At 71.3% G+C, this 22738-nt stretch carries 12 protein-coding genes; 2 read left to right on the top strand and 10 right to left on the bottom strand.

Annotated features, from left to right (window positions below):
* Positions 1-457 precede the first annotated feature (457 nt).
* The 9 genes from E1B22_RS06900 to E1B22_RS13275 form a co-directional block, all read right to left on the bottom strand.
* The gene (locus E1B22_RS06900) at positions 458-3745 is read right to left on the bottom strand and encodes an S-layer homology domain-containing protein (protein WP_135225068.1); all 3288 of its coding nucleotides are present in this window, start codon (positions 3743-3745) and stop codon (positions 458-460) included.
* Positions 3746-3865: 120 nt separating this feature from the next.
* Positions 3866-4138, bottom strand: a complete 273-nt coding sequence (locus tag E1B22_RS06895; protein WP_243123219.1) for a helix-turn-helix domain-containing protein — start codon at positions 4136-4138, stop codon at positions 3866-3868.
* Between the two features lie 700 nt (positions 4139-4838).
* Positions 4839-7058, bottom strand: coding sequence for a SpoIID/LytB domain-containing protein (locus E1B22_RS13880; protein WP_135225067.1), 2220 nt, complete (start codon positions 7056-7058; stop codon positions 4839-4841).
* Positions 7059-7285: 227 nt separating this feature from the next.
* On the bottom strand, positions 7286-9334 hold the full coding sequence (locus E1B22_RS06885; protein WP_135225066.1) for a polysaccharide pyruvyl transferase family protein: 2049 nt from the start codon (positions 9332-9334) through the stop codon (positions 7286-7288).
* Position 9335: 1 nt separating this feature from the next.
* A complete protein-coding gene (locus E1B22_RS06880) occupies positions 9336-10832 on the bottom strand; it encodes an N-acetylmuramoyl-L-alanine amidase (protein ID WP_243123218.1) in 1497 nt (498 codons plus the stop codon).
* A 685-nt stretch (positions 10833-11517) separates the two neighbouring features.
* Entirely contained in the window at positions 11518-12222 is a 705-nt protein-coding gene (locus E1B22_RS06875; protein WP_243123217.1) for a WecB/TagA/CpsF family glycosyltransferase, read from the bottom strand.
* A gap of 54 nt (positions 12223-12276) precedes the next feature.
* Positions 12277-13413: a glycosyltransferase gene (locus tag E1B22_RS06870; RefSeq protein WP_243123843.1), complete on the bottom strand. Its 1137-nt coding sequence runs from the start codon at positions 13411-13413 to the stop codon at positions 12277-12279.
* 671 nt (positions 13414-14084) lie between these two features.
* Positions 14085-15647: a nucleotide sugar dehydrogenase gene (locus tag E1B22_RS06865; protein ID WP_243123842.1), complete on the bottom strand. Its 1563-nt coding sequence runs from the start codon at positions 15645-15647 to the stop codon at positions 14085-14087.
* A 490-nt stretch (positions 15648-16137) separates the two neighbouring features.
* Entirely contained in the window at positions 16138-17937 is a 1800-nt protein-coding gene (locus tag E1B22_RS13275) for an MFS transporter (RefSeq protein ID WP_243123216.1), read from the bottom strand.
* Between the two features lie 158 nt (positions 17938-18095).
* Here E1B22_RS13275 and E1B22_RS12680 point away from each other — a divergent pair, with 158 nt between their 5' ends.
* On the top strand, positions 18096-19898 hold the full coding sequence (locus E1B22_RS12680) for a spore coat protein (protein WP_167758867.1): 1803 nt from the start codon (positions 18096-18098) through the stop codon (positions 19896-19898).
* Between the two features lie 178 nt (positions 19899-20076).
* On the opposite strand, the gene E1B22_RS06845 is transcribed toward E1B22_RS12680, so the two are convergent.
* A complete protein-coding gene (locus tag E1B22_RS06845; protein WP_135225062.1) occupies positions 20077-20394 on the bottom strand; it encodes an AbrB/MazE/SpoVT family DNA-binding domain-containing protein in 318 nt (105 codons plus the stop codon).
* Positions 20395-21104: 710 nt separating this feature from the next.
* Between E1B22_RS06845 and E1B22_RS13270 the strand changes: the two genes are divergently transcribed.
* Positions 21105-22736: a hypothetical protein gene (locus tag E1B22_RS13270; protein ID WP_243123215.1), complete on the top strand. Its 1632-nt coding sequence runs from the start codon at positions 21105-21107 to the stop codon at positions 22734-22736.
* Positions 22737-22738: the final 2 nt, after the last annotated feature.

The raw sequence follows: 22738 nt of genomic DNA, 5'->3' as shown, positions 1-22738 counted from the left end.
TGTACCCGGCTTTGGCTTGACGATGATCTATCCAGGAACCGCCGCCGGCGTTCTCATATCACGACCCCTGTCTGCGTCGGCGGCGTGAGTACCCCGCGTAAAGAAGGGGGGCATCGAAGATGCAGCTAGGGCCAACATCAACAGGACCAACGTGGAGACTCTTCCCACCCTCTTACGAACGCGGCCGGACCCTCTAGCCGTGAAGCTATCAATAGATGGGCGCCCAGAGTGACCCAAATGATGCCTTGGCCACACGTGCACCTACCACCCTTGCCCAGAAGACTAACAACGCCGCCCAAGGCGCCGCGACTATTCATCCGCTGGCACTGCCATCAGTTCGATCGTCGAACAGTGGCGATACGTTAGCCCCGCCACAGAACATCTGGGATTCAACCTAACACAGGAAAAGCCGAGGGCGGACCACGAAGGTCCGCCCTCGGCACCAGTCCCTTCGTTTTTACTGCTGGGCCGGCACCTTGATCGTCACGCTGGCAGTCTTGCCGTTGTCCGTCAGGATGACGATGTCGAAGCTACCGCCGTCATTCTTGTCGTCCCCGGCGAGGATCTGATCGACGTCAACACTAATCTTGCCCTCGGGATCGACGTTGACGACACCGCTGTCCACATCGACACCCTTCTCGTTTGCAACAGCCACCCGGACCCAGTTGGTCGACCAATACCGTCCGAACTGGTCCTTCACGACCACGGCACCAACTTCCTGACTATCAGCACTCCGGTCGACGGTAAATTCAGTCACCGTCCTACTGCCGGGCAGCTGGCGCAGCGCGTATGTCGTGACGTTGCCCGAAGCATCTTTTTGGATCGTGCCCTTGTCTCGGACGTAGACCGCCTCCGGCGTACGCTCCTTCGCCGAGATCTTCACCGGCGCCTGCAGGGACAGGACCTTGCCATCCTCGGTGTTGAAGAGCACCGTGATGGTCCCTTCAATGTCCTTGTCATCCCAAGGCAGCCCGTCGATATCCGACCAGACCCGCAGCGTGCCGTCCGATGCCTGGCCGATGCCGAACTCCGGTTTGCTGACCGAGTAACCGATGATCCTGGTGGGATCAATCGCGTAGGAGTTGCCCTGGCTATCCTTCGCAATGATCTTCACAGTCTCGGCATACACGCTATCCGGAGAACCGCCAGGCCCGCCGATGATGTCGCTGCGCCAGTTCTCCCTCTCCCAGTCCCAGTCCTGACCGTCACCGTCAGCGTCCCAGTACAGGGCAGGAATCGACGCGATGCTGTACTGCAAGCTGCTGGACGCCTGGGTGACCGTGACCGTGAACTCGACGCGGCTGATCTCCTTCTCGTCCTTAAGGAGCTGCACGGTGACCGTAGCAGTGCCTTCCTCCTTGGCCGTCACCTCAATGTCCTGGAGGTCAGTGAGATCAGCGTCGTCCTTAACCTCGGCCGGGACCTCCCTGCCGCCCACAGTCACCGTGACGACGTCCGTGTCATCCACGGTCACCTTATAGCCGAACTTATCCAGCGGCGTCGACGAGGGCTTGTACTCGGCGCCGTACTGATCCTTGAAGCCGAGCTCGATGGTCGTCGTGGCACGCTTCGTCAACTTGGTTACCGCGTCCGTGGGCAACACCAGCTCGGCCGGCTCACGCGGCTCGCGGATCTGGACCTGCACCGAATCGGTAGCTCCGGTCTTGACAGCCACAACGGTAATCGTGACCGAGCCAGTCTTGTCCGCCGGGATATCAGCCGTGTTCACGACCTTCCCGACGTTGTCGCCCTCGGAAGCGATACCCAGGGTGAGGTCAACGGCACCCGCGTCGACGATCTGGATATCACCCTTATTGAAGGCGGCGACAACATCCTGCGTGGACAACTGCGAGCCGAACTGGTCATAGACCGTCAGCGGAAGGACCAGCGTCTCCTCCGGGTCGCCCGCAGCGACGACACCAGTCGGCGCGCCGACCTCGACCCTGGCCGCATACGGCTCGTCAACAACGTCTAACGTGATCGTCTTGTTCAACTCAGGCTTGGCCAGGACGACCGCTGTCAGAGTCACCTTGCCGGCAGCCTGCACGCCCGTGGTGTTGAGGGCGACCATTGGCTTGCCGTCCTTGGTGACGAACTCGGCCGCAAGCCCGGAACTCTCGACCAGCTCGACGGCAGTCTTAAGGTACGCCTCGTCTACAGCGACTCCGTTCTCGTCCGTAGCCGAGACCTCGATCCACGCCGCCGGATTCTTGCCGCGGTAGATCCGGGTCGTGTCCTTCGGGTAGATGATGTTCCCGAACGAGAAGCTGCTCAGCACACCCGACTGCGCTACCGTCAGGGTCTTGCTCGTGGAGACCCCAGTCGCCGGGTCAACACCGGTGAGTACGACCGTGGCACCCACCTGCCAGTCGGACGTGTTGCTTACAGTGATGACACCGTCGTTCTCGTCGTCCTTAGCGACGCCGACGTTCGCCGCCCACGTAATGTTCTTGGTCAGCGCGGTCCCGGTGACCTCCTGGCCATATTGGTTGAAGGCCTTGTAGGAGATCCGCGCCACCTTCTTATTGGTGGCATCCAGGATCAGCTTGTCGCCAACCAGCTCGATCCTGGCGACCTTCTCATCCTCAACTGCAACGCTACCGGTGTTCTTGCCCGCCTCAAAGTCCGGACCCGTAACCGTCACCGTGTAGGTGCCAGCCGCGAGCTTCGCAGCAGACTTGAGGTCGACCGACTTCTTGTCATCGGCCCAGGCAGGCGTCAGCGTCACGGCCAAGCCGTCCCGCTTGACGTCGAACTTAACGGCGCTCGTGTCGGCAATGGCCTTGTTGAATGTCACCCGCAGAGCATTCGGGCTGACCGGCGTGACCGAAACGACCCGATAGCCTTCGATGGTCACGGAGCCGCTGTTCTTGCCCGCGGCAAAGTTCGGGCCGGTAACCGTTACCGTGTAAGTGCCGGGCTGCAGCTTAGCCTGGACCTTCAGCTCAACCGAGGTCTTGTCCTGGGCCCACTCGGGCGTGACCTGAACCGCCTGGCCGTCACGCTTGACGTCGAACTGGACAGCGCTGGTGTCCTCGACGGCCTTGTTGAACTTCACCCGCAGGGAGCTGTCGCTGGCCTGCTCGACGGCCACGACCTCATACGGCTCTTCCTCGGGCTGCTGGCTGACCAGGTACTCCAAGGCGCGATAGGCAACGGCCGCCGCCTGGCCACGGGACAGATTCTCCGCCGGCTTGAAGTTGTCGCCGTAGCCGACCATGATGCCCGCGGCCGCCACGGCGCCGATCTGCTTCGCGAAGGCGCTGTTGTCAGGCACGTCCTTGAAGTTCTCGGCCTTCAGCGGCAGGTTCAGCGCCCGCTGGAGGATGGCCGCCGCCTCCATGCGGCTGATGGCCTTGTTGTAGCCGAAGGTGCCGTCCGGATAGCCCTTGATGTAGCCTGCCTGGTACGCCTTGACGACGTACTCGTACAGCGCCTGGCCGGGCCGCACGTCCGAGAAGGGCTCGCTGCCCGTCTCGAGCTCCTCCCCCGTGGCCTGTTCCACGGCCAGGACGATCATCTTCGCAAAGGCCGCCCGCGACACGTTCTCGTTCGGCCGGAACGTGCCGTCCGAATAGCCGCTGACAAGACCGGCCTCGTACGCCTTCTTGATCTCGTCAGCCAGCGTGCCGCCGACATCCTTGAACTGAGCGAAGGCGGCGACCGGGAACAGGGCCAGGACCATGCCCAGCACCGTGAGGATCGCCGCCAGCTTGCGCGTGTAGTGCCAACGCGCCGTACTCAACTCCGGACCTCCTCCTCCACCCAGATCTCGGGGACTCCCCCGTGATGTCCTGTGATGGCCGACACGTTTCGCCACGATTCGACACGTAGCCCCCGATGCAACGTCGTTACGGCCCCAGCGCTAGGCGCCCGCGGAAGCGCCGTTCCCGACGTCCGGGTCGCCCTCGCTGGTCCCGTTCGTGCCGGCCCGCCTCGCATGCTGACCGCCGTTGCTGGTCAGGGCACGCAACAGCTCCTCGATTTCCTCGCGCCGGTACCGGTACTGGCCACCCAGCGTCTGGATGGGATGCACCCCATGCTCCGCCAGCTTGCCCGACGCCTGCCAGTTGAGAAAGGTGCTGCGCGAAACCCCGAGGAGCCGTGCCGCCTGCGAGCTGGTCAGATACTCACCCACCGTCCCCCCTCCATCCGGCGGTGCGCCTCGGCCCAGCGGCCTCAGGCCGGTGTCTCGCGGTACCGGCCCCGGGGGCCGCCGCCCCGCCTCGCTCGGCCGCGCACCGGGATCGGCGCCGGTTGCAGCGCCTGCACGGCCAGCCCCTGGAGGCTGGCTCCGTGGCCTACCCCGCACTTGCCACGTGCCTCCCGCCGGTGGCGGCCGTCGCGCCGCCTGGCAGGGGCCGTACCACCCCCTCTCGAAGTGAACCGCGCTAAAACGTTCAAAACGCTCAAACTGACAGATATGTATTGATTTCTCACGACTTGTCCAAATTGCTACGTTCGACTACGCAGCCCTGACTCCTTCCGGGGATCGCGACCATCCTTCGGCGCACAGTCCAAGCATGCGGTCAGCTCGGCGAAACAAGCCCGATTTGTATCTTTGCCAACTCTGTAAGAAGGCATCAAACCGGATGCCGCCGGTATAATTGGCCGCCGTTGGCAGTTATCCTGCTGGAGCTGGCGCGTTCTCTTCCGTTCGCACCCAACCAACCGTGCAGGGCCCGGAGCGAACCAGCCCTGGAGGGCGCTGAAGGGTGTGGGAGAGCGTGCACCGACGGACCGTGCCAGAGCAGGCCGCCCAGAGAGCGCAGCGGGGGAGGCCGCGCTTCGTGGCCTCCCCCGCCCTCTCCGCCGATGCCAGGGACCGCCTGACGTGCCTACGGCTTGCAACTGTTGTCTGCGCAGTAGTCGTAACCGCGCACCGCCACCGCCGCCGCCTGCCCCCGGGTCAGGTTCTCGGCCGGGCCGAAGGTGTCGCCGTAGCCCACCATGATGCCGGCGGCCGCCACCGCACCGATCAACTTGGCGAAGGCGCTGCCATCCGGCACGTCCACGAAGGCTTCCGGCCTCAGCGGAAGCTTCAGCGCCCGCTGCACGATGGCCGCCGCCTCCATGCGGCTGATCGCCTTGTCGTAGCCGAACGTGCCGTCTGGATACCCGTTGACGATCCCGGCATTGTACGCCTTGACCACGTAATCGTACAGGGCCTGGCCGGGACGCGCATCCGGGAAGGGCTCGCTGCCCGTGGGCAGCTCCTCGCCCGTCGCCTTCTCCACGGCCAGGACGATCATCTTCGTGAAGGCCGCCCGGGTCACGTCTTCGTCCGGATGGAAGAAGCCGTAGCGATCGCCATCCACCAGTCCCAGATGGTAGGCCCGGTTGATCTCGTCCTTGAGGGCCCCGGCGACGTCCGGGAACTCGCGCAGGTACAGCTTGTCATGGAGAAGCAAAGGTGAAGGCAGGGCCAGCTTCGACCGGAAGACCCGACCCAGCACGTCCACGCTGCCCTTGGAGCCGGTGATGCGGATGGTGATGGGCGTATTGCTAGTAGCGCTTCGCTTGACCACCTGGACGGCGAGGAGTTCTCCCACCTGCGGCCACGCCTGCTCGATGGCCGAGATGGCCACGTCCCGTTGCCACCGGAAGTAGGTGGCCTCGTAGCTGACGTCGCCCTGCTGGTAGGATTCCGGCGTCACCGTGGCCCCACTGGCCAGGCGGAAACGGTCTTCTCTGCCCGGCAGGTACGGCACCGGTGGCGGGCTCTTCTCACCGTCACCGAAGGCCTCGGTGTTGGAAGCGGTCCAGCCCCCGTTGGCCGAGCTGTAAACCGCAGAGATGAGGCTGCCGCCGTAATAGAGGAGCTCGCCGTCGGTGCCGACGACCACGTTCTCGATCTTCTTCCGGTACTTCGGGTCATCATAGTAGCCGTGGAATACCTGATCGGCCTGGGAATCGACCAGGTCACCATTTTCGCCGTACTGCTGCCCGGCAGCATAGGTTCGCGCAGCCACAGCCTGGGCCTTGAGGGCTTCCTCCCCCCAGGAGGCGTACATCTCGTGGGGCACCACGCCCATCAAGTACTGCCGCAGGTTCACCCTGTTCCACACCTTCATGCGCCCGTCGCCGCCGCCCTGAAACTCCAGGGTCCCCTCGTACTGCCGGTAACCCGAGGTCGGGTAGCGCAAGTGAATCACTTTGCCGGTGGGCGCCTTGACCTCCACCTTCGTCACGCTGGTCCCGGTCACGTCCAGGGCCTTGCCGCCGGGGTCCAACGGTCTGAAGTAGAACCCCTCACCGGGCTCGTAGGTCAGGTCATAGGTGCCCGCCACCAAGTCGTAGGTGGTATCGCCCTGCACCACCGTCGCCGTGGCATCGACCTTGAGCGTCCACCGTTGGCGGCCCACGGGCAAGTCGTGGGCACCGCCCTTCTCGTCAAAGGATAGGCCAACGCGCACGACCTGGCTCGTGTCGCTTGCTGCTTGCTTCTTCACCGTCGTGCCGGGGTAGTAGTGGTCCAGAATCTCGCGGTAGGTGACGCCTAGCTTCGCTAGGCCCTGGGCGCCGAACTGGGACATGCCGGCCCGATGGCCGTTGCCGCCGCCCTTCAAGCGCACCCAACCGCCAGTGTTGGCGGAGGTGGACGTTTTGCCAGCAGCGGCGATAGAAAACGTGCCCGCTCCCCTGGCGTCGCCCGCCGCGGTCACGGTGCCGATGCGGGCGGTGGTGGTCTGACCGGCGACGGCGTGGAACTCCAGTCGTACCTCCTGGCTCGCGGCGCCCACCGGCCGCACCTCGTGAATGACGGCGCCGTCCTGGACGCCGGTCACACGCACCTGGTAGCCCGGCGGCGTCACCAGCACAGGCCCGCCCTGGGGGATGGCGATGGTCACGCCCTCGATCCCCTCGGGTAGCCGCACCTGCAACCAGCCGGCGCGGGCTTCCAGCATCCACCCGCCCCCCGGAAGCGGCGTCAGCCCCTCCGTGGCCAGGACATCCACCGCCGCCTGGGGCCGGCCGTCGGCCGCCCGGACCGGCCGGGTCAAGACCGACCCCGACGGCCACACCGGGATCGCCGTCGCCGCCAGGAACGCCCACACCAGCCCGGCAGCCCAAAGCCTTCTGCCAAGACCCCTCCCCCGGGGCGAACCCCGTCTCGCCATCCTCTTCATCCGGTCACCGGTTCCACCCCGATGGGGCCGTCGGAAACCGGATCCCTCCATGTCGAAGCCCCTCCCGTGCAAACCCGCCGACGGGACCCGACCCTCCAGCCGGACGTCCCGTCCCCTGGCATCCCTGGACCATCCGCGATGGGAACGTCATGCAGTTAGCCTGGGGAAGCAACATACCTCCGGAGGACCCGCGATCTCGTTTCGAGGTCGCATCCTGCGGCCGCAAGACCCCCGGCGCAGCACCACCCCCTCTCCTGGCGCCACTCCCCTTCATCATCCGGCCTGCTCCTGGCCAGCCAACGTCGACCCCCTGGGACCGGTCGGGGCCGGGCGAGAGCCCGGGCCGCAGCCGCGTCCACCAGTTCGAGGCTGGCCGCCGCCAGGGGCGCCAGTTCAACAGCCGCTTGCCGTAGCGACCGGCTGATCTCGTCATGGCGGGCCACCAGCTCCTGGTACGCCGCCAGCAGTCGATCCGCCCGTACGTCATCCAGCCTCAGGACGAACCGCGACATCCCCAAGCGGTCCATGGCGGCTCCCACCTTCGGGTCGTAGGCGAGGGCGAGCACGGGCACACCCGCCCGGGCCGCAAAGAGCAGGAAGTGGAGCCGCATCCCCACCGCCAACCACGCGCGGGCGACGAAGGCCTCGAGGTCAGCGGTTTCGTAGTCGGCTTGCAGGATGTGAACCCGCTGCCGCGCGGACGCCACCCGCTCCCGGCCGTCCGGTCGCCCCACCCCGCTTGTCCCCTGGCTCATGTAAGCGACTAACTGCTGGGCGGCGGCACGGTCCATCGCCCCTTCCATAGGGACCAGGACCACTCGGAGGTCCGCATCCCGCGCCAGGACCTGTTCGACGAAAGCCGCCAGCTCCGGGAAGAACCGCTCGCTCCCCGGCCATGAGCGCACCGAGACCGCCAGCCACCGGCCACCCGTGTCCAGCCCCTCCCGGGCGGCCACCGCCGCGGCCCGCTGCGGGTCCGGCGGCGGGGCGGCGAAGACGAAGTCCGCCGCCAGCCAGCGGGGCGGCCGGGTCACCCCCACCTCGGCCAGGAGGTCCAGGGATCCGGCATCGCGGACGGTGATGGCGTCGGCGTGGTTGGCCAGCAGGCGCGTCAGGAACCGGACCCACCGGCCCCGCAGGGGCCCGACCCCCTGCCCGAGGAACAGCACCCAGCAACCCAAGAGCCGGGCGAGGGTGGCGATCAGGAGGTAGTAGGGCACGGGTCCGCGGAACAGGAAGGTGGGGGTCGCGTCCTGCAACAACCCGCCGCCGCCCGAGATGAAGACATGGGTCCGTGCGAGGGTCCGCACCTTGGTCCACAGCTGGCGCCGCCAGCCGCGGTAGACGCTGGCCACGCCGTGCTGCCGGCTCGTCCAATCCGGGCGGATGGAGAACACCGTGATGTCCCGGTACCCCCGGGCCCGCAGGCCGGCCAGCAAGGAGGCGAGGATCGCCTCGTCGCCAGCGTTCCCGGCGCCATAGAAACCGGAGATGACGATGCGGACCCGGGCCGGGTCGAATCCCCTTGTCCGATCTCGCCGTCCCCACCCAGGCCCGGACAGGGCGGACGGCGGCCCCAACCGGACCGCACCGTACCTCCCATTGAAGAGGCCGAAGACGAGCCAGTACGCCGCGGCGGCCCCCTCCGCCACCACCGGGTCCGTGAGGAAAGGCCCTCCCATGACGGCGGGCATCGCGACCAAGAGGGCCGTCGCCGCCCCGCGCAGACCGGCATCGCGGCGCCACGCCTGGTAGAGCACCAGGAGCCCGGCGAGGGCGACGGGCCCGGGCAGGGTATGCGGCCAGGTCAGAAGACTGGCCAGCTCGGCCGCCCTTTCCACCGCCGCGCCCTCAGCACCTGCCGCGATGCCCCCCGCTCCACCGCCGAGGCGCGCGGTCGCGGCACCGGCGCTCGTGAACGCCTCCGTCGCCGCCCGCCCCGCGAGGCGAAGGGCGATGGCGGCCAAGACCACCATCCCGAGGCGGATCCGCCACCCATGCGATGGACCGCCACCTTCCATCGCCGGCGCCAGCCTGCGTACGACGGCATAGGCCAGGATCCATAGCCAGGGAGGCCCCGCCAGCCCGAGGACCGTGGCCGCTACCCCGTCCGCAAGACCACCGCCGATCCCCCCCGCCAAGGCCCCCAGCCCCCAGCTGACCAGGGCCACCCCCTCGACCACGTTGAGCGGTTGCCGGTCCATTTCAGTTCGCTTCCTTTAATAGATCGTGCAGTCGCACGGCCACCGCCGCCGCCTGGGCCCGGGTTATCGGCTTGCCGTAGCCGAAGCGGCCATGCCCCTCGCCGTGCATCAGCCCGGCCTTGGCCACGGCACCGATGGCGGATGCAAACGGACTGCTGCTGGACACGTCGTCGAAGGAGGGCCGGCTGCCCTCGAGTCCGGCTGCCCGCTGCAGCACGGCCGCCACCTGCTCCCGCGGCATGGCCAGCTCCGGCCGGAAGGTGCCGTCTCCATAGCCATGGAGGTACTTGGCAGCCGTGGCCGTGAGGACGTACTCGTAGAGCGCCTGTCGGGAGTTCACGTCGCGGTAGGGCGACTCGGACGGTGTGGGCAGGTCCTTGCCCGTCGCCCGCTCCACCGCGAGGACGACCATCTTCGCCATGGCGGCCCGGGTCACCGGCTCTTGGGGCCGAAACCGGCCATCGCGGTACCCGTCGACGAGACCAAGCTCATGGGCGCGGTAGACCTCGTCCGCCAGGGTACCGCCCACGTCCGAGAAAGGCTTGGGACCGGGATCCGGATCAGGCTCGGGAGTGGGATTGGGATCGGGGTCGGGCTCGGGGTTCGCATCGTCACCGCCCAGGGGGCCCTCGGGAACGCGTTCGAGGACGAAGGCACCGGCGCCGTCGGCGATGCCCCGCGCCACCGCTTGGAGGAACGCCTCGCTCTTCAGGAGCGCCGCGTCGTCCTTGTTCGTCAGGAAGGCCACCTCGACGATGGTCGCCGGGACCCTCGAGCAATTGGTGATGGCCAGCGTGCTCCCACTGATGGCGGTATCCCGGTAGACGCCGCTCCCGAAGCTGCGGTGGTCGAATCCCTGCCGCGTGCGCGTCCAGTACAGTGTGCGATCGTGGATCACCTGGGCCAGGGCCTGGGACTGGGGTGCCCGGCCCCAGATGGTGAGCAGTCCGCGGGCGCTCGCGCTGCTACTCCAGTTGTTGTGGATGCTGAGGAGCATGTCCGCTGGCCACGCATTGGCCATACCCGTCCGGGTGGACGGATCGTAGGGGTTATTGCGGTTGCACAGCGGCGGCCTGCTCTCCCAGGTCTCCCGGGTCATCCGCACCTCGGCGCCTCGGGCCCGCAACATATCCCGCAGGTACAGGGAGATGGCCAGGTTGACCTCCCGTTCGACGAGCCCGTTGGCCATGGCTCCGCCGTCGATGCCGCCGTGGCCGGGGTCGACCACGATCCGCACGCCGTCGAGCCGGGCGGTGAGGTAGTCCCCGTGAACCCACCCCGTCAAGCCTGGACCGGCAATGCGGAACCAGTCGCCCTTGCGCTCGAGGATGGTGACCTCGGCCCCCTCCATCAACCTACCGGTGGCGGCATAGGTGGTGGCCGGCCCCATGCGGACGTTGAGGGCGCTGGCCGTCACCAACGCCTTCTTCGGGATGGTGGCGGCCTCGACCACCGCCGACTCCTTCCCGCCGGGCGCCCATGTCCCCAGCAGGACCATGCCCGTTGCCGCAAATGCCGCCAGCGTCCGCTTCCCACCGCGTATCAGCCTGCGCCATCCGATCCGCCTGCGTGCTGCCACTCCCATCCCATCCTCCATACCGCACAGGGATGGGCCGGACCCTCGACACGCGCTGGGACGTGCCATCCAGTCCGGCCCCCTGCCCATTCGCGTCATGCGCTCCGGGCCGGGCGCCCGGAGGCCGCACGATGTCGAGGAAGCTCGTCCAGCGATTTCCACAATGACACGCTGTTCGTCCCCAGGCGGACATCTCCTCCCCCGCTTCGACAACCGTCTTCTGGATTTCTATGGAACTCCAATGCATCATGGCCGCATATCGCATATTTGCAAGAAAACCGAAGGTATTTTCATGACCAACGACGAGGTGACATCAGTAGGACGGGGCGCCCCCGCGACGGGCAGCTTGAAGGGCGGCTTGGACACGGGCAAGGGTTCGCCATGCTCGACCTGGAAAGCCTGCAACTCTCTTGCCGCCGCCGGCAGCCGCATGCCGTAGCCCGCTTAAGGCGGCCGCCACACCCTCCGGCGCCGCCCGGGTCGGACGGAGCGCAATGGAGCCGAGCCAGGTGATGGCTGATGGCAATGCCGGCCTGCTCGCACACGTCTTTCGCGTCTGGATGGCATCCGGCGCCAGCAGGATTCCTTCGAGGGGCGCTTGGAAGGACTACCGCGTCCGCCAAACCATCGCCAGGAAACGGGCATTGTCCACGATCACCCGGCGCCAGCGCTTGCGGGGCTCCAGCAGCAGCCGATAGACGCCTTCGAGTCCGGCCCGCTGCACCCATGTCGGCGCCCGGCGCGCAACCCCTGCCAGGACGTCGAAACCGCCGCCGACCCCCTGGGCATAGGTCACGCCCAGGTGCGCAAACCAACGGTCCAGGAACAGCTCCTGCCGCGGGGTCCCCAGGGCGACGAACAGCATCCGGGCGCCGCTGGCACGGACCCGTTCCACCACCGCGCTCTCCTCTTCCCCTTCGCGGAAGTAGCCGTGGTGATACCCGGCGACCGCGAGGCCGGGCCAGCGGCGTCGGGCTTGAGTGACGGCCCGTTCCACCACCTCGGGGCGTGCCCCAAGGAGGAACACGGTCCATCCCCGGGTCGCGGCGACGGCCAGGAGCGCCATCATCAGGTCGACGCCGGGCACCCGTTCGGGCACGGGCAGCCCCAGGCGCCGGGCGGCCAGCAAGGGACCGGCCCCGTCGGGGCTCACGATGTCGGCGCGCTGGATGAAGGAGCGCAGTGCCGGGTTCTCGGCAGCCCGGACGTACTTGGCCGCGTTCATCGACACTTGCACGGTGGGCTCGCCGCGCTCCACCCGGCGGACGATGCGCCGGACGGTTTCGTCGAAGGTCAGGGCGTCGAGGGGCAAGCCCAGAAGCTCGATGCGCAGCGCCTCTCCCTCCCACCCGACGGCGGTCGCCCGTCAGTCGCCCTTGGGGCGGCGACGCGCGGCGGCATCGCTGGACCGGCGGGTCCCCTCCGCACCCGCTTGCAATGACCGATAGAGGACCACCAGTTCCGCCGCACGCCGGCGCCGGTCGTGACCGGCCGCCACCCGGGGGCCGTACTGCCGGGCTCGCTGTCGGAAGGATGCGTCCTCGAGGACGCGCCGAATCGCACCGGCCAGGGCGTTCACGTCACCCGGTGGCACCAGCAGCCCGTAGTCGCCGTCCTGGACGATCTCCGGGATGCCACCCACCCGGCTGCCGACCACCGGCACGCCGCATGCCAGAGCCTCCAGCACCACCAGCCCCAGGCCCTCCTCCAGCGAGGGGAGCACGAAGACGTCGGCGGCCGCCATGAAGGCCGCCACCTCGGCCGGCGGGCGGGGCCCGGCGAAGGTGACGTGACCGTCCAAGCCCAGACTCGCGACGCGCGCTCGCAGAAGGTCCTGATAGGCTTCGTCGACGCTTGGCCCGACGAGCACCAGGTGTCCGGAACCGAGACGCTCCCGCACCCGGGCGAACGCCCGCACCAGGATGTCCACGCCCTTCTGCCGAATCAGGTTGCCCGCGAAGACCACCAGCGGCTGGCCGCCATACCGCGCCCGCACCGTCTCCGCCCCCGGCGCCCCGGGCCGGAAGACCCGCGTGTCGATGCCGGCGCTCTGCACGGTGATCCGCTCGGGCGGGACGCCGAAGCGGTCGACGATGCGGTCGCGGAGGAACCAGGACACGGCGATGACGTGGTCGGCGCCGTGGAGCACCCGGCGCAACACGGGCGCCAGCCGTGGAAAGCGGTCGGGCAGGACCAGGACGTCGGAGCCGTGGACCGTGACCACCAGCGGCCGCCCGGCCAGGCGCCGGAACCACAGGCCGATCACGCCGCTGGGCACGGCGTAGTGGGCGTGGACGGCGTCATACCGGCGCAGCAGCCGCCCGAGCCCCCGCAGCGCCCAGCCGGCGTAGGCCAGGCGGCCGCGCCAGCCGCGGCCGCGCCGCGGCATGGCCAGGACGTCCACCTGCACCCCTGCCGCCTGAAGCGCCTCGACCTGCCCCTGGACGAACAGGCCGAAGGACGGCTCCTCGCGGTTGGGGTACATGTTGGTGATGACCAGCACGCGCAAGGGGGCTCGCCGGGGACCGGAGCCGCCGGCGCCGGGGCCCTCCGGGGCGCCCGGATGGTCGGACCCGCGGCCGGCGTCGCGGAGGCGGCGGGGCTCGCGGCCGGCCTCGCGGGGGCGGTCGGACCCGCTGCCGGCCTCGCGGGGACGGTCGAGCTCGCGCTCGGCGTCGCGGACGCGGTCGGGCCCGTCGCCCTGGTGGGGGCTGTCGGGCTCCGCGTCGCGGAGGCGGCCGGCCCGGTGGCCGGCCTCGCCGGGGTGGCCGGCTTCCCGGGGGCCATCGGGTATCCAGCCGGCGTCGCGGCGGTGGTCGGCCCCGCCCGCGCCGCGGGCGCGGTCGGATCCACGACCGGCACGACGGGGGTGAGCGGCTTGACGGGGAGGGTCGGCCGGCCCGCCCGCATCCCGGGGCGGGTCCTCGACGGAACGGCCGTGCCCCCGGTCGCCGGCGTCGGGAGAGCGGCCGCCCCTGCCGCCGGCGTCGCCGCTTCCGCCGAGGTCGCCGCGGCGTCCGGGACCAGGTCCGCGCTCCGGCCCGTTGGCCGCGGCCCCAGCGCCACCGGCTGCGGGCCCCCCGCCGGGCACGGGCGCACCCGCGCCGGCGGCCGGTTCGTCCCGATGCACGGCCCCGGCCGCCCGAGCGGCCGCGGCCCCTCCCCGGCTCGCTCTCACGGGTCGACCCGCACCCCCGGGGCATCCAGCGCCACCGCGGTCGGCCCGCCGGGCGACTGCGCGCCGCGGCGGCCCTTGCCGTCCCCCAGCACGTGCACCTCGAACCCTGCCGCCCGCCAGCGGGCGTGGTCCAGGTGGTTGCGGGTGTCGAGCAGCACGGGCTGGGCCACCAGCTGGCGCAGGGCCGCGGGGTCGATCTCGCGGAAGCGGTCGTGGTCGGTGACCAGCACCAGGCAGTGGGCACCGCGGGCGGTCTCCTCCAGCGTGGCGTTGGGCAGCGCGCCCCGCCGCACCAGGGGGTCGTAGGCCGCCACCTCGAAGCCGCGGCTCTGGAGGATCCTCGCCAGCACGTACGCCGGCGATTCGCGGCTGTCGTCCGAGTTGCCCTTGTAGGCCAGGCCGAGCAGGCCCACCTTGGGCGCCCTGCCCCGCGGGCGTCCGGCCTCCGCGCCGGCCTCCGCCGCCGGGGTCCCCGCGGATGCGGCCCCACCCAGGGCGTCGGCCCCCGCGGCCATGCCGGCACCGGCCGCCACCCCGCCGTCCGCTGGCCGCATCCCGCCGACGGCGCCCCTCCCCGCCCCGTTCCCGGGCACCGTCGCCGCGTCGCCCGCCGCGCCGGACCCGGGCAGGGCCACGTCGGCGCGGGCACCGACGCCGAAGCCGCGCCCCAGGGTCAGCTGCTCGATGCGCTCCGCCACGACGACGGGCATGCGGTCGTTGGTGGTGCGGGCCTGCCGGATCAGGGCGGTCTCCAGGGGCGCCCGCTCGACGATGAACCAGGGGTCCACGGGGATGCAGTGGCCTCCCACCCCGGGTCCCGGCCGGTGGACGTTGACCCGCGGGTGGAGGTTCGCCAGCTCGATGGCCTCCCAGACGTCGACCCCCAGGCGTTCGGCGGCGAGGGCGAACTCGTTGGCCAGCGCGATGTTGACGTCGCGGTAGGTGTTCTCCATGAGCTTGACCAGCTCGGCGGTGGTGGGGTCGGTGACGCGGATCTCGCCCCGCACGAAGGTGGCGTACAGGGCCCGGGCACGCTCGGCGGCACGGGGCGAGTCGGCGCCGATCAGCCGCGGGTTGCTGGGCAGCTCGATCAGGATGCGCCCGGGCAGCACCCGCTCGGGCGAGAACACGTAGTCGAGGCCGGGCACCCGGGCCTCGATGATGGGACGAACCAGCCGCTGCAGCGTCCCCGGCGGGACCGTGGACTCCAGGATCACCATCTGCCCGGGCCGGGCCACCGCGGCGACCATCTCCGCCGCGCGGCGCACCGCCGAGAGGTCGGCGCCCCCCGTCTCCCGGTCCAGGGGGGTGGGCACGGTGAGGATGTACACGTCCCGGCTCTCCAGCCGCTGGGTCACCCGGAACCGGCCCGAGGACAGGACCTGGCGGAGTAGCTCGGGCAGGCCGGGTTCCTCCACGGGGCACTGGCCGGCTTCCAGGGCCGCCACCAGCTCGGGGTTGATGTCGACCCCCAGCACGTCGACGCCAGCCCCGGCGAAGAGCAGCGCGGTGGGCAGGCCGACGTACCCGAGGCCGATGACGGCGATCTTCTCGGGCATGGATCCATCCTCCCTGGCCATAGGGTTACGGTCCGCAGGGCGGCCCATTGGCCAAACCTTCTCCATTCGTTGCACACCCGGGGGACCGGCGGCAAGGGTGGAGGCTTCCGGCGGCACCGGCGGCGCAGCGCCGCTGCCCGGCCGACCGGAGGCCGGTTCGCCCCCTGTCCGCACCCCTCCGCCCGCTGGCCGGCGCCACGCCGGCCCCGTCACCGCGCCGGCACCTACACCGCGAGGCGGAACGAGGGGTCGGGGCCCCCGGGCCTCACGGCAGCGGAGCGGGGGTCGGAGTGCGGGGGGAACGGCGGCCCGGCGTCGGGGGACCACGCACAAGGGCCGGACACCCGGAGGGCCGGGCGGCCGAGGGGCCGGGGGCCGAGCAGCCGGAGAGCGCGGGCCGAGGGCCGGAAGACCGGAGCCCGCGGGCCAGGCGGCCGGGCGATGGAGGTGCGACGGGACCCGGCAAGGGCGTCCCGCGGACGCCCGCGCCTCACGGGAGAGCGGAGCCGCCCCCCGCCCCGGCGGCGCCCATGCGGTTCGCCGCCCACCACCCGACGGCGAGAAAGGCCACGCCCACCGGGAAGAACGCGGCCCATCCCAGCCGGTCCACCGCCGCACCGTACACCGGCGGCGAGAGGACGCCCGCAAGCCCGATCACCAGGTTCCAGAGGCCCGTGTAGGTTCCCGCCGTCCCGACGGGAGCCAGGTTGATCAGGATCGGGTAGGAATTGGTCATGAGCAGCGCCCAGCAGAGGCCGGCCACGGCGAACAGGACCGGGGCCACGGCGCCGGGCGGTTCGAAGGCCAGCGCAAGGAAGGCCAGCACGATGCCGGCGGCGCCGATCCGGATGGCGCGGAGCCGGCCGATGCGGTCGCCCAGGATGCCCGCCGGGATGGAGAACAGGATGAACGGGGCGGCGAAGTACCCCAACATGAAGGTGGCCTGCACCTGGGTGAGGCCGAGGTGTTCCGTGCCGTAGCGCGTGAACATGTTCTGGGCGCCGTTGACGGCGGCCACCCAGGCCAGCGCGGCGAGGAGCAGCCAGAAGGGGCGGCGGTCCCGGTCCACCAGCACGTGGGCCAGGGCCAGCAGCAGGTGGCCTCGCTCGGCGGGTTCCTCGGCCTCCGTGCCTTCCCGGGCGGCGCGGGCCGGTTCGTCGGCCGCCGGCTGCCACGCGGCCCCGGCGATCGCGCCGGAAGGCGCCGGCTCCGGGACGGTCCGGGTCGCGCCCTCGGTGGCCGTCCACCCCGAGGCGGCCACGGCCGGTGCGTCGGGATCCCTCGGCTCTGGGACGGTCTGAGCGGGGATGTGGGGATCCCCCGGCTCTGGGGCGGCGTGAGCGGGGATGTGGGGATCCCCCGGCCCTGGGCCGGCCTGAGCGGGGCGATGGGGATCTCCCGATCCTGGGGCGGCCTGAGCCGGGGTAAGGGGATCCCCCGGCCCTGGGGCGGCCTGAGCGGGGCGATGGGGATCCCCCGGCTCTGGGACGACCTGGGCGGGGGTGTCGGGAGCCCTCGGCGTCTGGGCGGCCGGGGCCGGCCTGCCGGGGGCCGCCGGCGCCGGTCCGGCCGGAGCCGGTTCGTCCGACGGTCGGGGCGATGCGGGCTCGGGCCCCCCTGGGGCCGTCCCGTCCGTCCCGGCCGTCATGCTGCCGTACTCGTCGGCAGGCCGCGTCCCCTCGCCGACGGCGTACCGCGCCAGCCGCCGCTCGGGTAGGGCCAAGGCCACCGCCAGCAGCGACGCCAGGACCAGCAGGGCAGCCTGGTCGAAGGGCAGGACGCGGGAGCGGTCGAAGGAGGGCGACAGCACGAAGATCGCCAGCAGCGCCCCCAGGCCGCCCATGACCATGATGATGCCGTTGGCGCGGGCGCGCAGCGCGGGGGGCGTCACGTCGGGCATCAGGGCCACCGCGGGGCTGGAGTAGATGCTGATGCCCACGTTCATCAGCAGCGTGGCCAGGAGCAGCGGCAGCAGGCCCTGGGCCCGGGGCAGCAGGACCAGCCCCAGAGCGGTCAGCGGCACCCCTATCAATAGGAAGGGCATCCGGCGGCCAAGGGGCGTCTGCACCCGGTCGCTCAGCGCCCCGAAGTACGGCTGCACCGTGAGGGCGGCGATGTTGTCCAGGGTCATCACCAGGCCGATCAAGGCGTTGCTGGCCACGTAGGCGCCGTAGAAGTTGGGCAGGTAGGCGTTGTAGAGCGTCCAGACCACCTGCGTGCCGAGATAGCCGCTGCCCAGCACCGCCACCCGCCACCAACCCGCCCACCGTGCCGCCGTCGCGCTGCTCACGCCCCGGTCCCCCCGTCGTCCCACGCCCCTGCGTCTTCCGCCGTCGCCGACGATCCCGCTCCAGAAACTGCTATCCTAGGCGTTCGCCGCCGCGAACACGCTTCCTCTTGAAGGGGCAAGCCGCCACGCCACCGGGGCGGCGACGAGGAGGGGGAAGGGTGCAGCGCACGGTCCACGAGGCACTGGAGCTGCGGGACTTGATCGTCGCCTGTGAGACGGCGGCCAACAAGCTGCTCCACGCCGTCAGCACGGTCCGCGATCCCGACGTGGTCCAGATGCTGGGCGCCCACGAGCGGACCTTCCGCCAGCAGAGCCACCAGCTGAAACTGGCGCTGAAGGGCGAGGGCGGACTCTACGGAGCGGGGGCCCATCCCGCCGGTGGAACCGGCGTCGCCGGGCCGGCCGGCCCGGCTACCTTCGGCACGCCGGGGATGGCGACGGGGGTGGGCGGCCCGGTCGCCCCCGGCGGTCCGGGAGGGCCGGGCAGCCCCCTGGGACCGGCCGGAGCGGCAGCACCGGGTGCCCCGGTCCCACCGACCGGCTGGTCTGCATCGGGGGGCCCTGGCGCACCGACCAGCCCAGCAGCCCCGGCAGGCTCGGCAGCGCCGGCCGGCCCGTGGGGACCGGGGCCGGTTCATCCCGCTGAGGCCGGCGGGTCACCGGGGTACCCGCCCACGGGGCCGGGGACCTACAGCTACCGTCCGTCGGCGGCGTCCCCCGACCACCGGTACCCCGCGGGCGCCGACGGCCGGTCGGGGCCGCCAACCGCAGGGCAGGCCGCGCTCTCGACGGGGCCCTCCGCCGGTGCCGGGCCGGCGAGCCGGCCCGGCGACGCCCCAGGCGACCCGTGGCGTCCGATCCGCGGCGGCGGCCCGGAGGGCGGCCGGCCGGGCCAGGGCGGCGACGTCACGCGCCACGCGCTCCGGGCGGACCGTCCCGAGCTGGTGGGGTGGGAACCCGGCGCCGGCAACAACGAGGGCTGGCAGGCCGGGGCGCGGCGCGAGCCGACGGGCCTGACGGCCGCGGTCCAACCCCGTCAGACCCCGGCGCCCTACGCCCCGGGCGCCGGCGGCCCCGTGGCCCCCGGCAGCGTCACCGCCTTCGACGCGCCAGGCGGCGGCACGATGGCCGATTCGGGGGCGGGCGGGCCCGGTCGGGACCGTGCCGCATCCGGGCGGGCCGGGCGGGCCGATGCCGGAAGCCCCGGGGTGGCCGGATCCGGCGGCACCGTCCGCTCGGACGGGAAGGACGCGGAGGCCTTCACCGCGGTGCGCCCCGTGGGCTACGGCCCCGGCGCGGCCCCGGGGGAGGCCGGGGGCGTGGCCCGGGGGCGGGAGGAGCCGACGTTCCGCGGCCACTGGGCGGCGCAAGGCGGGCCGCAGGGACCGGGGAGCGAGGGCGTCCGCTACGATTCGCCCCGCGTCGGGTTCCGGGCCGAATGGTCGCCGGCCCCGTGGACCGGCCCGGCGGCGGGCTCCCCACCGGTGGGATCGCCTCCCGTCGACGCGCCGGGTGCCGCGGTTCCAGGGCCCAGGCCGGGGGCGACCGAACCCGCCCAGGCGGCCGGGGTCCGGCTGGTCGACCCCGACGCCCTGGCCGTCGCCGACTGCCTGCAGGATTGCAAGCACCTCGCCCTGCGCATGGTGGTCGCCGCCACCGAGGCGTCGGATCGGCACCTGCGCCGGACCCTGTACCAGATGGCGGGGCAGCACCTGGAGATGGCGGAGCAGCACTACCAGTGGTTGCGCGGACGCGGCCTCTACACCGTGCCGCCGGCCACCCCCGACCTGCTCCGTCAGCTGGAGGACGACCTCCGGGGCGCGGAACAGGCCGTCCGGGTGCTCCCCGCCGTCGCCGCCGAGGCGGCCGGCGGTCCGGGTGGCGCGGTCAACACGGACCTGGCCGGCTACCCGTCGGGCGGGCTCAAGGGCGCCTTCGGCGGCCAGCAGATCCGCGACTAGGACCGATGGCTGGGCCGGCGAGCATCGCCGACGGGCCGGGGTGCCTGCCGGCCCGTCTCGTGTCCGTACACCGTTGGCCGCTCCATCCCGCGCGGACGCCGCCCACGCCGCCCTGGCGGCCCCCGCCCGCCTCGCCGACGCGCGCCCCTCCGCTCGGAGACGCCCAGGACCTGGACGCTCAGAGGCCACCCTCGACGGGCATCGACCGCGCTCGGGCACGCGTCAGCCCCGATGCCTCACCGTGGCGCTCACGCCATCGCTCCGCCCGCTGACGCTGGGCTTCCCGGCGCGCGTCCTTGGGATTCACCTCACCTCGGCTTGGGAGCAGGCCGATGATGCTCGGCAAGTCGCCCCTCGGCTCCGGGACGGGCTCGAGGATGAGCCGCCCCCTTTCCACATAGGCGAGAAGGACGGAGTTGTCCCCGATGCCCAGCTGCTCTCGAAGCACCTTGGCGATGGTGATCTGGCCGCGCTCCCGCACCCGCAGCAGCTCCATGACAACCCCCTCCGGCGATTCGTCGAGTTGTCACATCCATGGCAGCCCATTCGACCAAGGCGCCTCCCGCCCCCTCCCTGGCGCTGCCCGCTCTTGCGGACCACTCACCCGCCAAGCGCTGCCGCTCACACCCGCCGGGCCACCGCTGGCGGCACGGCGGCAACTCTTCCACCGATCGGCCGCCCGCTTTGCAAGTTGACCATCATAAACTTTCTTAACGATTGCTTGACGGGGTACCCGCGGACCGTATAATCATGCCTAAATATTCGTTGCCGGCGGTCCCTGGACGAACCGCCCGGGGCACAGCGGCCAAAAACCCGAACGATCCCTATCCCATTTCCCCAAACAAACCGGAAAACGTAGGCGAATTTACCGAACGATTCGACGTCGATCGATCCGTGGGGTCACCCGGGGTCATGCAATCCGATGAATATCCCGGCCGCCGGCCCGGCGTTGCGGCCCATGCTCGGCCGGCTGCGGTGCAGGACGGATGCAATGACACTTGCAAGTCAGCGGTCGTCCTGCACCCGGACCCCGCAGGCGCACCGGACCGCACCGCCGCCGCGGCTCCGCGGCGGTGCGTGAAACCCACCCCGGCGGCCGGCGAACCCGGCGGCGAGCCGAGGGGTGGACCCAACCCAGGCAAGGGAGTGGACCCGACCCGGGCAAGCCGACGGGTCGACCGACGGGCCAACCAAGGAGGAGTGCCGATGCACCCGCATCCACGCGACCACCGATCGACCCTGGACGGGGGCCATGCGGCGGGGTTGTCGCCCGAGCACGACGCCTGCGGTGTGGGCTTCGTCGCCACCCTCTCCGGACGACCCGACCCCACGCTGTTGGCCGTGGGGCTCGAAGCCCTGCGCCGCCTGCGGCACCGGGGCGGGGTGGCCGCCGACGGGCGCACCGGCGACGGCGCCGGCGTGATGACCGAGATCCCCCGTCGCCTGCTGGCGCGGGAGCTGGCGTCCCGCGGCGTCCGCCTCCCCGCGGAGGACGACTTCGCCCTGGCCGCCTGCTTCTTCCCCACCGCCCCCGAGGCGGAGCGCCGCGCCCAGCGGCTCCTCGAGGAGGCCTGCCGCCAGCAGGGTCTTGCGGTCTTGGCCTGGCGCCCCGTGCCCGTCGACCTCGACGCGCTGGGACCCATCGCCGCCGCCAGCCGGCCGGCCCTGTGGCACGCCGTCATCGTGCGGGGACCGCGGGTGGCGCCGGGCCTCGCCTTCGACCGCGCCCTCTACCTGGCGCGGCGCGCCTTCGAGCGCCGGGCCGCCGCGTTCGTCCAGAGGGAAGGGCGGGACGGGGCGCCGGCGGCCGGGCCGGCCCCGGCGGGCCTGCGCAAGCCCTACATCGCCTCCATGTCGTCGCGGACCGTGGTGTACAAGGGGCTCGTCATGGCCGGCGACCTCGACCGCTTCTACCGCGACCTGCGGGATCCCGACTTCGCCACGCGGTTCGTGATCTTCCACCAGCGCTACAGCACCAACACGACGCCCACCTGGGAGCGGGCCCAGCCCTTCCGCCTGCTGGGGCACAACGGGGAGATCAACACCCTGCAGGGCAACGTCAACGGCATCGCCGCCCGCGAGCCGTGGCTGCGGGTGCCCGACTGGCCCGAGCTGGCGCCGGCGGCGGTGGCGCCGGTCATCGACCCCGAAGGCTCCGACTCGGCGATGCTGGACAACGTCCTCGAGCTCCTGGTGCTGGCCGGCCGCGACCCCCTCCACGCCCTCCTGATGCTGGTGCCCGAGGCCTGGGAGAAGGTGGCCGACCTGCCCCCGGCGCTGCGCGACTTCTACCGCTTCCACGCGTGCCTGACCGAGCCGTGGGACGGGCCGGCGGCGCTGATCTTCAGCGACGGGCGCTGGGTGGGGGCGCGGCTCGACCGCAACGGGCTGCGACCCCTACGCTACACCGTCCTCAAGAGCGGCCTCGTGGTGGCCGCCTCCGAGGCGGGCGTGCTCGACGCCGAGCCTGCCGACGTGGAGGAACACGGCAAGCTCGGCCCCGGCCAGATGATCGCCGTCGACCTGGCGACGGGCCGGTTCCTCCGGGATGGGGAGGTCAAGGCGGAGGTGGCGGCCCGCCGGCCGTACGGGCAGTGGGTGCGGCAGATCGTGCGCTATCCGGACGAACCCGGTGCGGAGGACGCCGCGCCGGCCTCGGGGGGACGGGACCTGGAGCCGGACCCGCCGGCGATGGCGCCGCCGGTGCATGCCCGGCGGGCGGGTCGGCCGGGGTCGCAGGCACCGACCGACGGGAGGCGGCGGATCCGTGCCCCGGCGCCCTCGCCTCCGCCCCGCTCCCCCCGCTGGCCGCCTTCGGCTGGACCCGGGAGGAGCTGACG

The organism is Thermaerobacter sp. FW80 (genome assembly GCF_004634385.1).
In the GTDB taxonomy this organism is placed as follows: Bacteria; Bacillota; Sulfobacillia; order Thermaerobacterales; family Thermaerobacteraceae; genus Thermaerobacter; species Thermaerobacter composti.
This window is presented reverse-complemented; position numbering and strand designations above follow the sequence as displayed.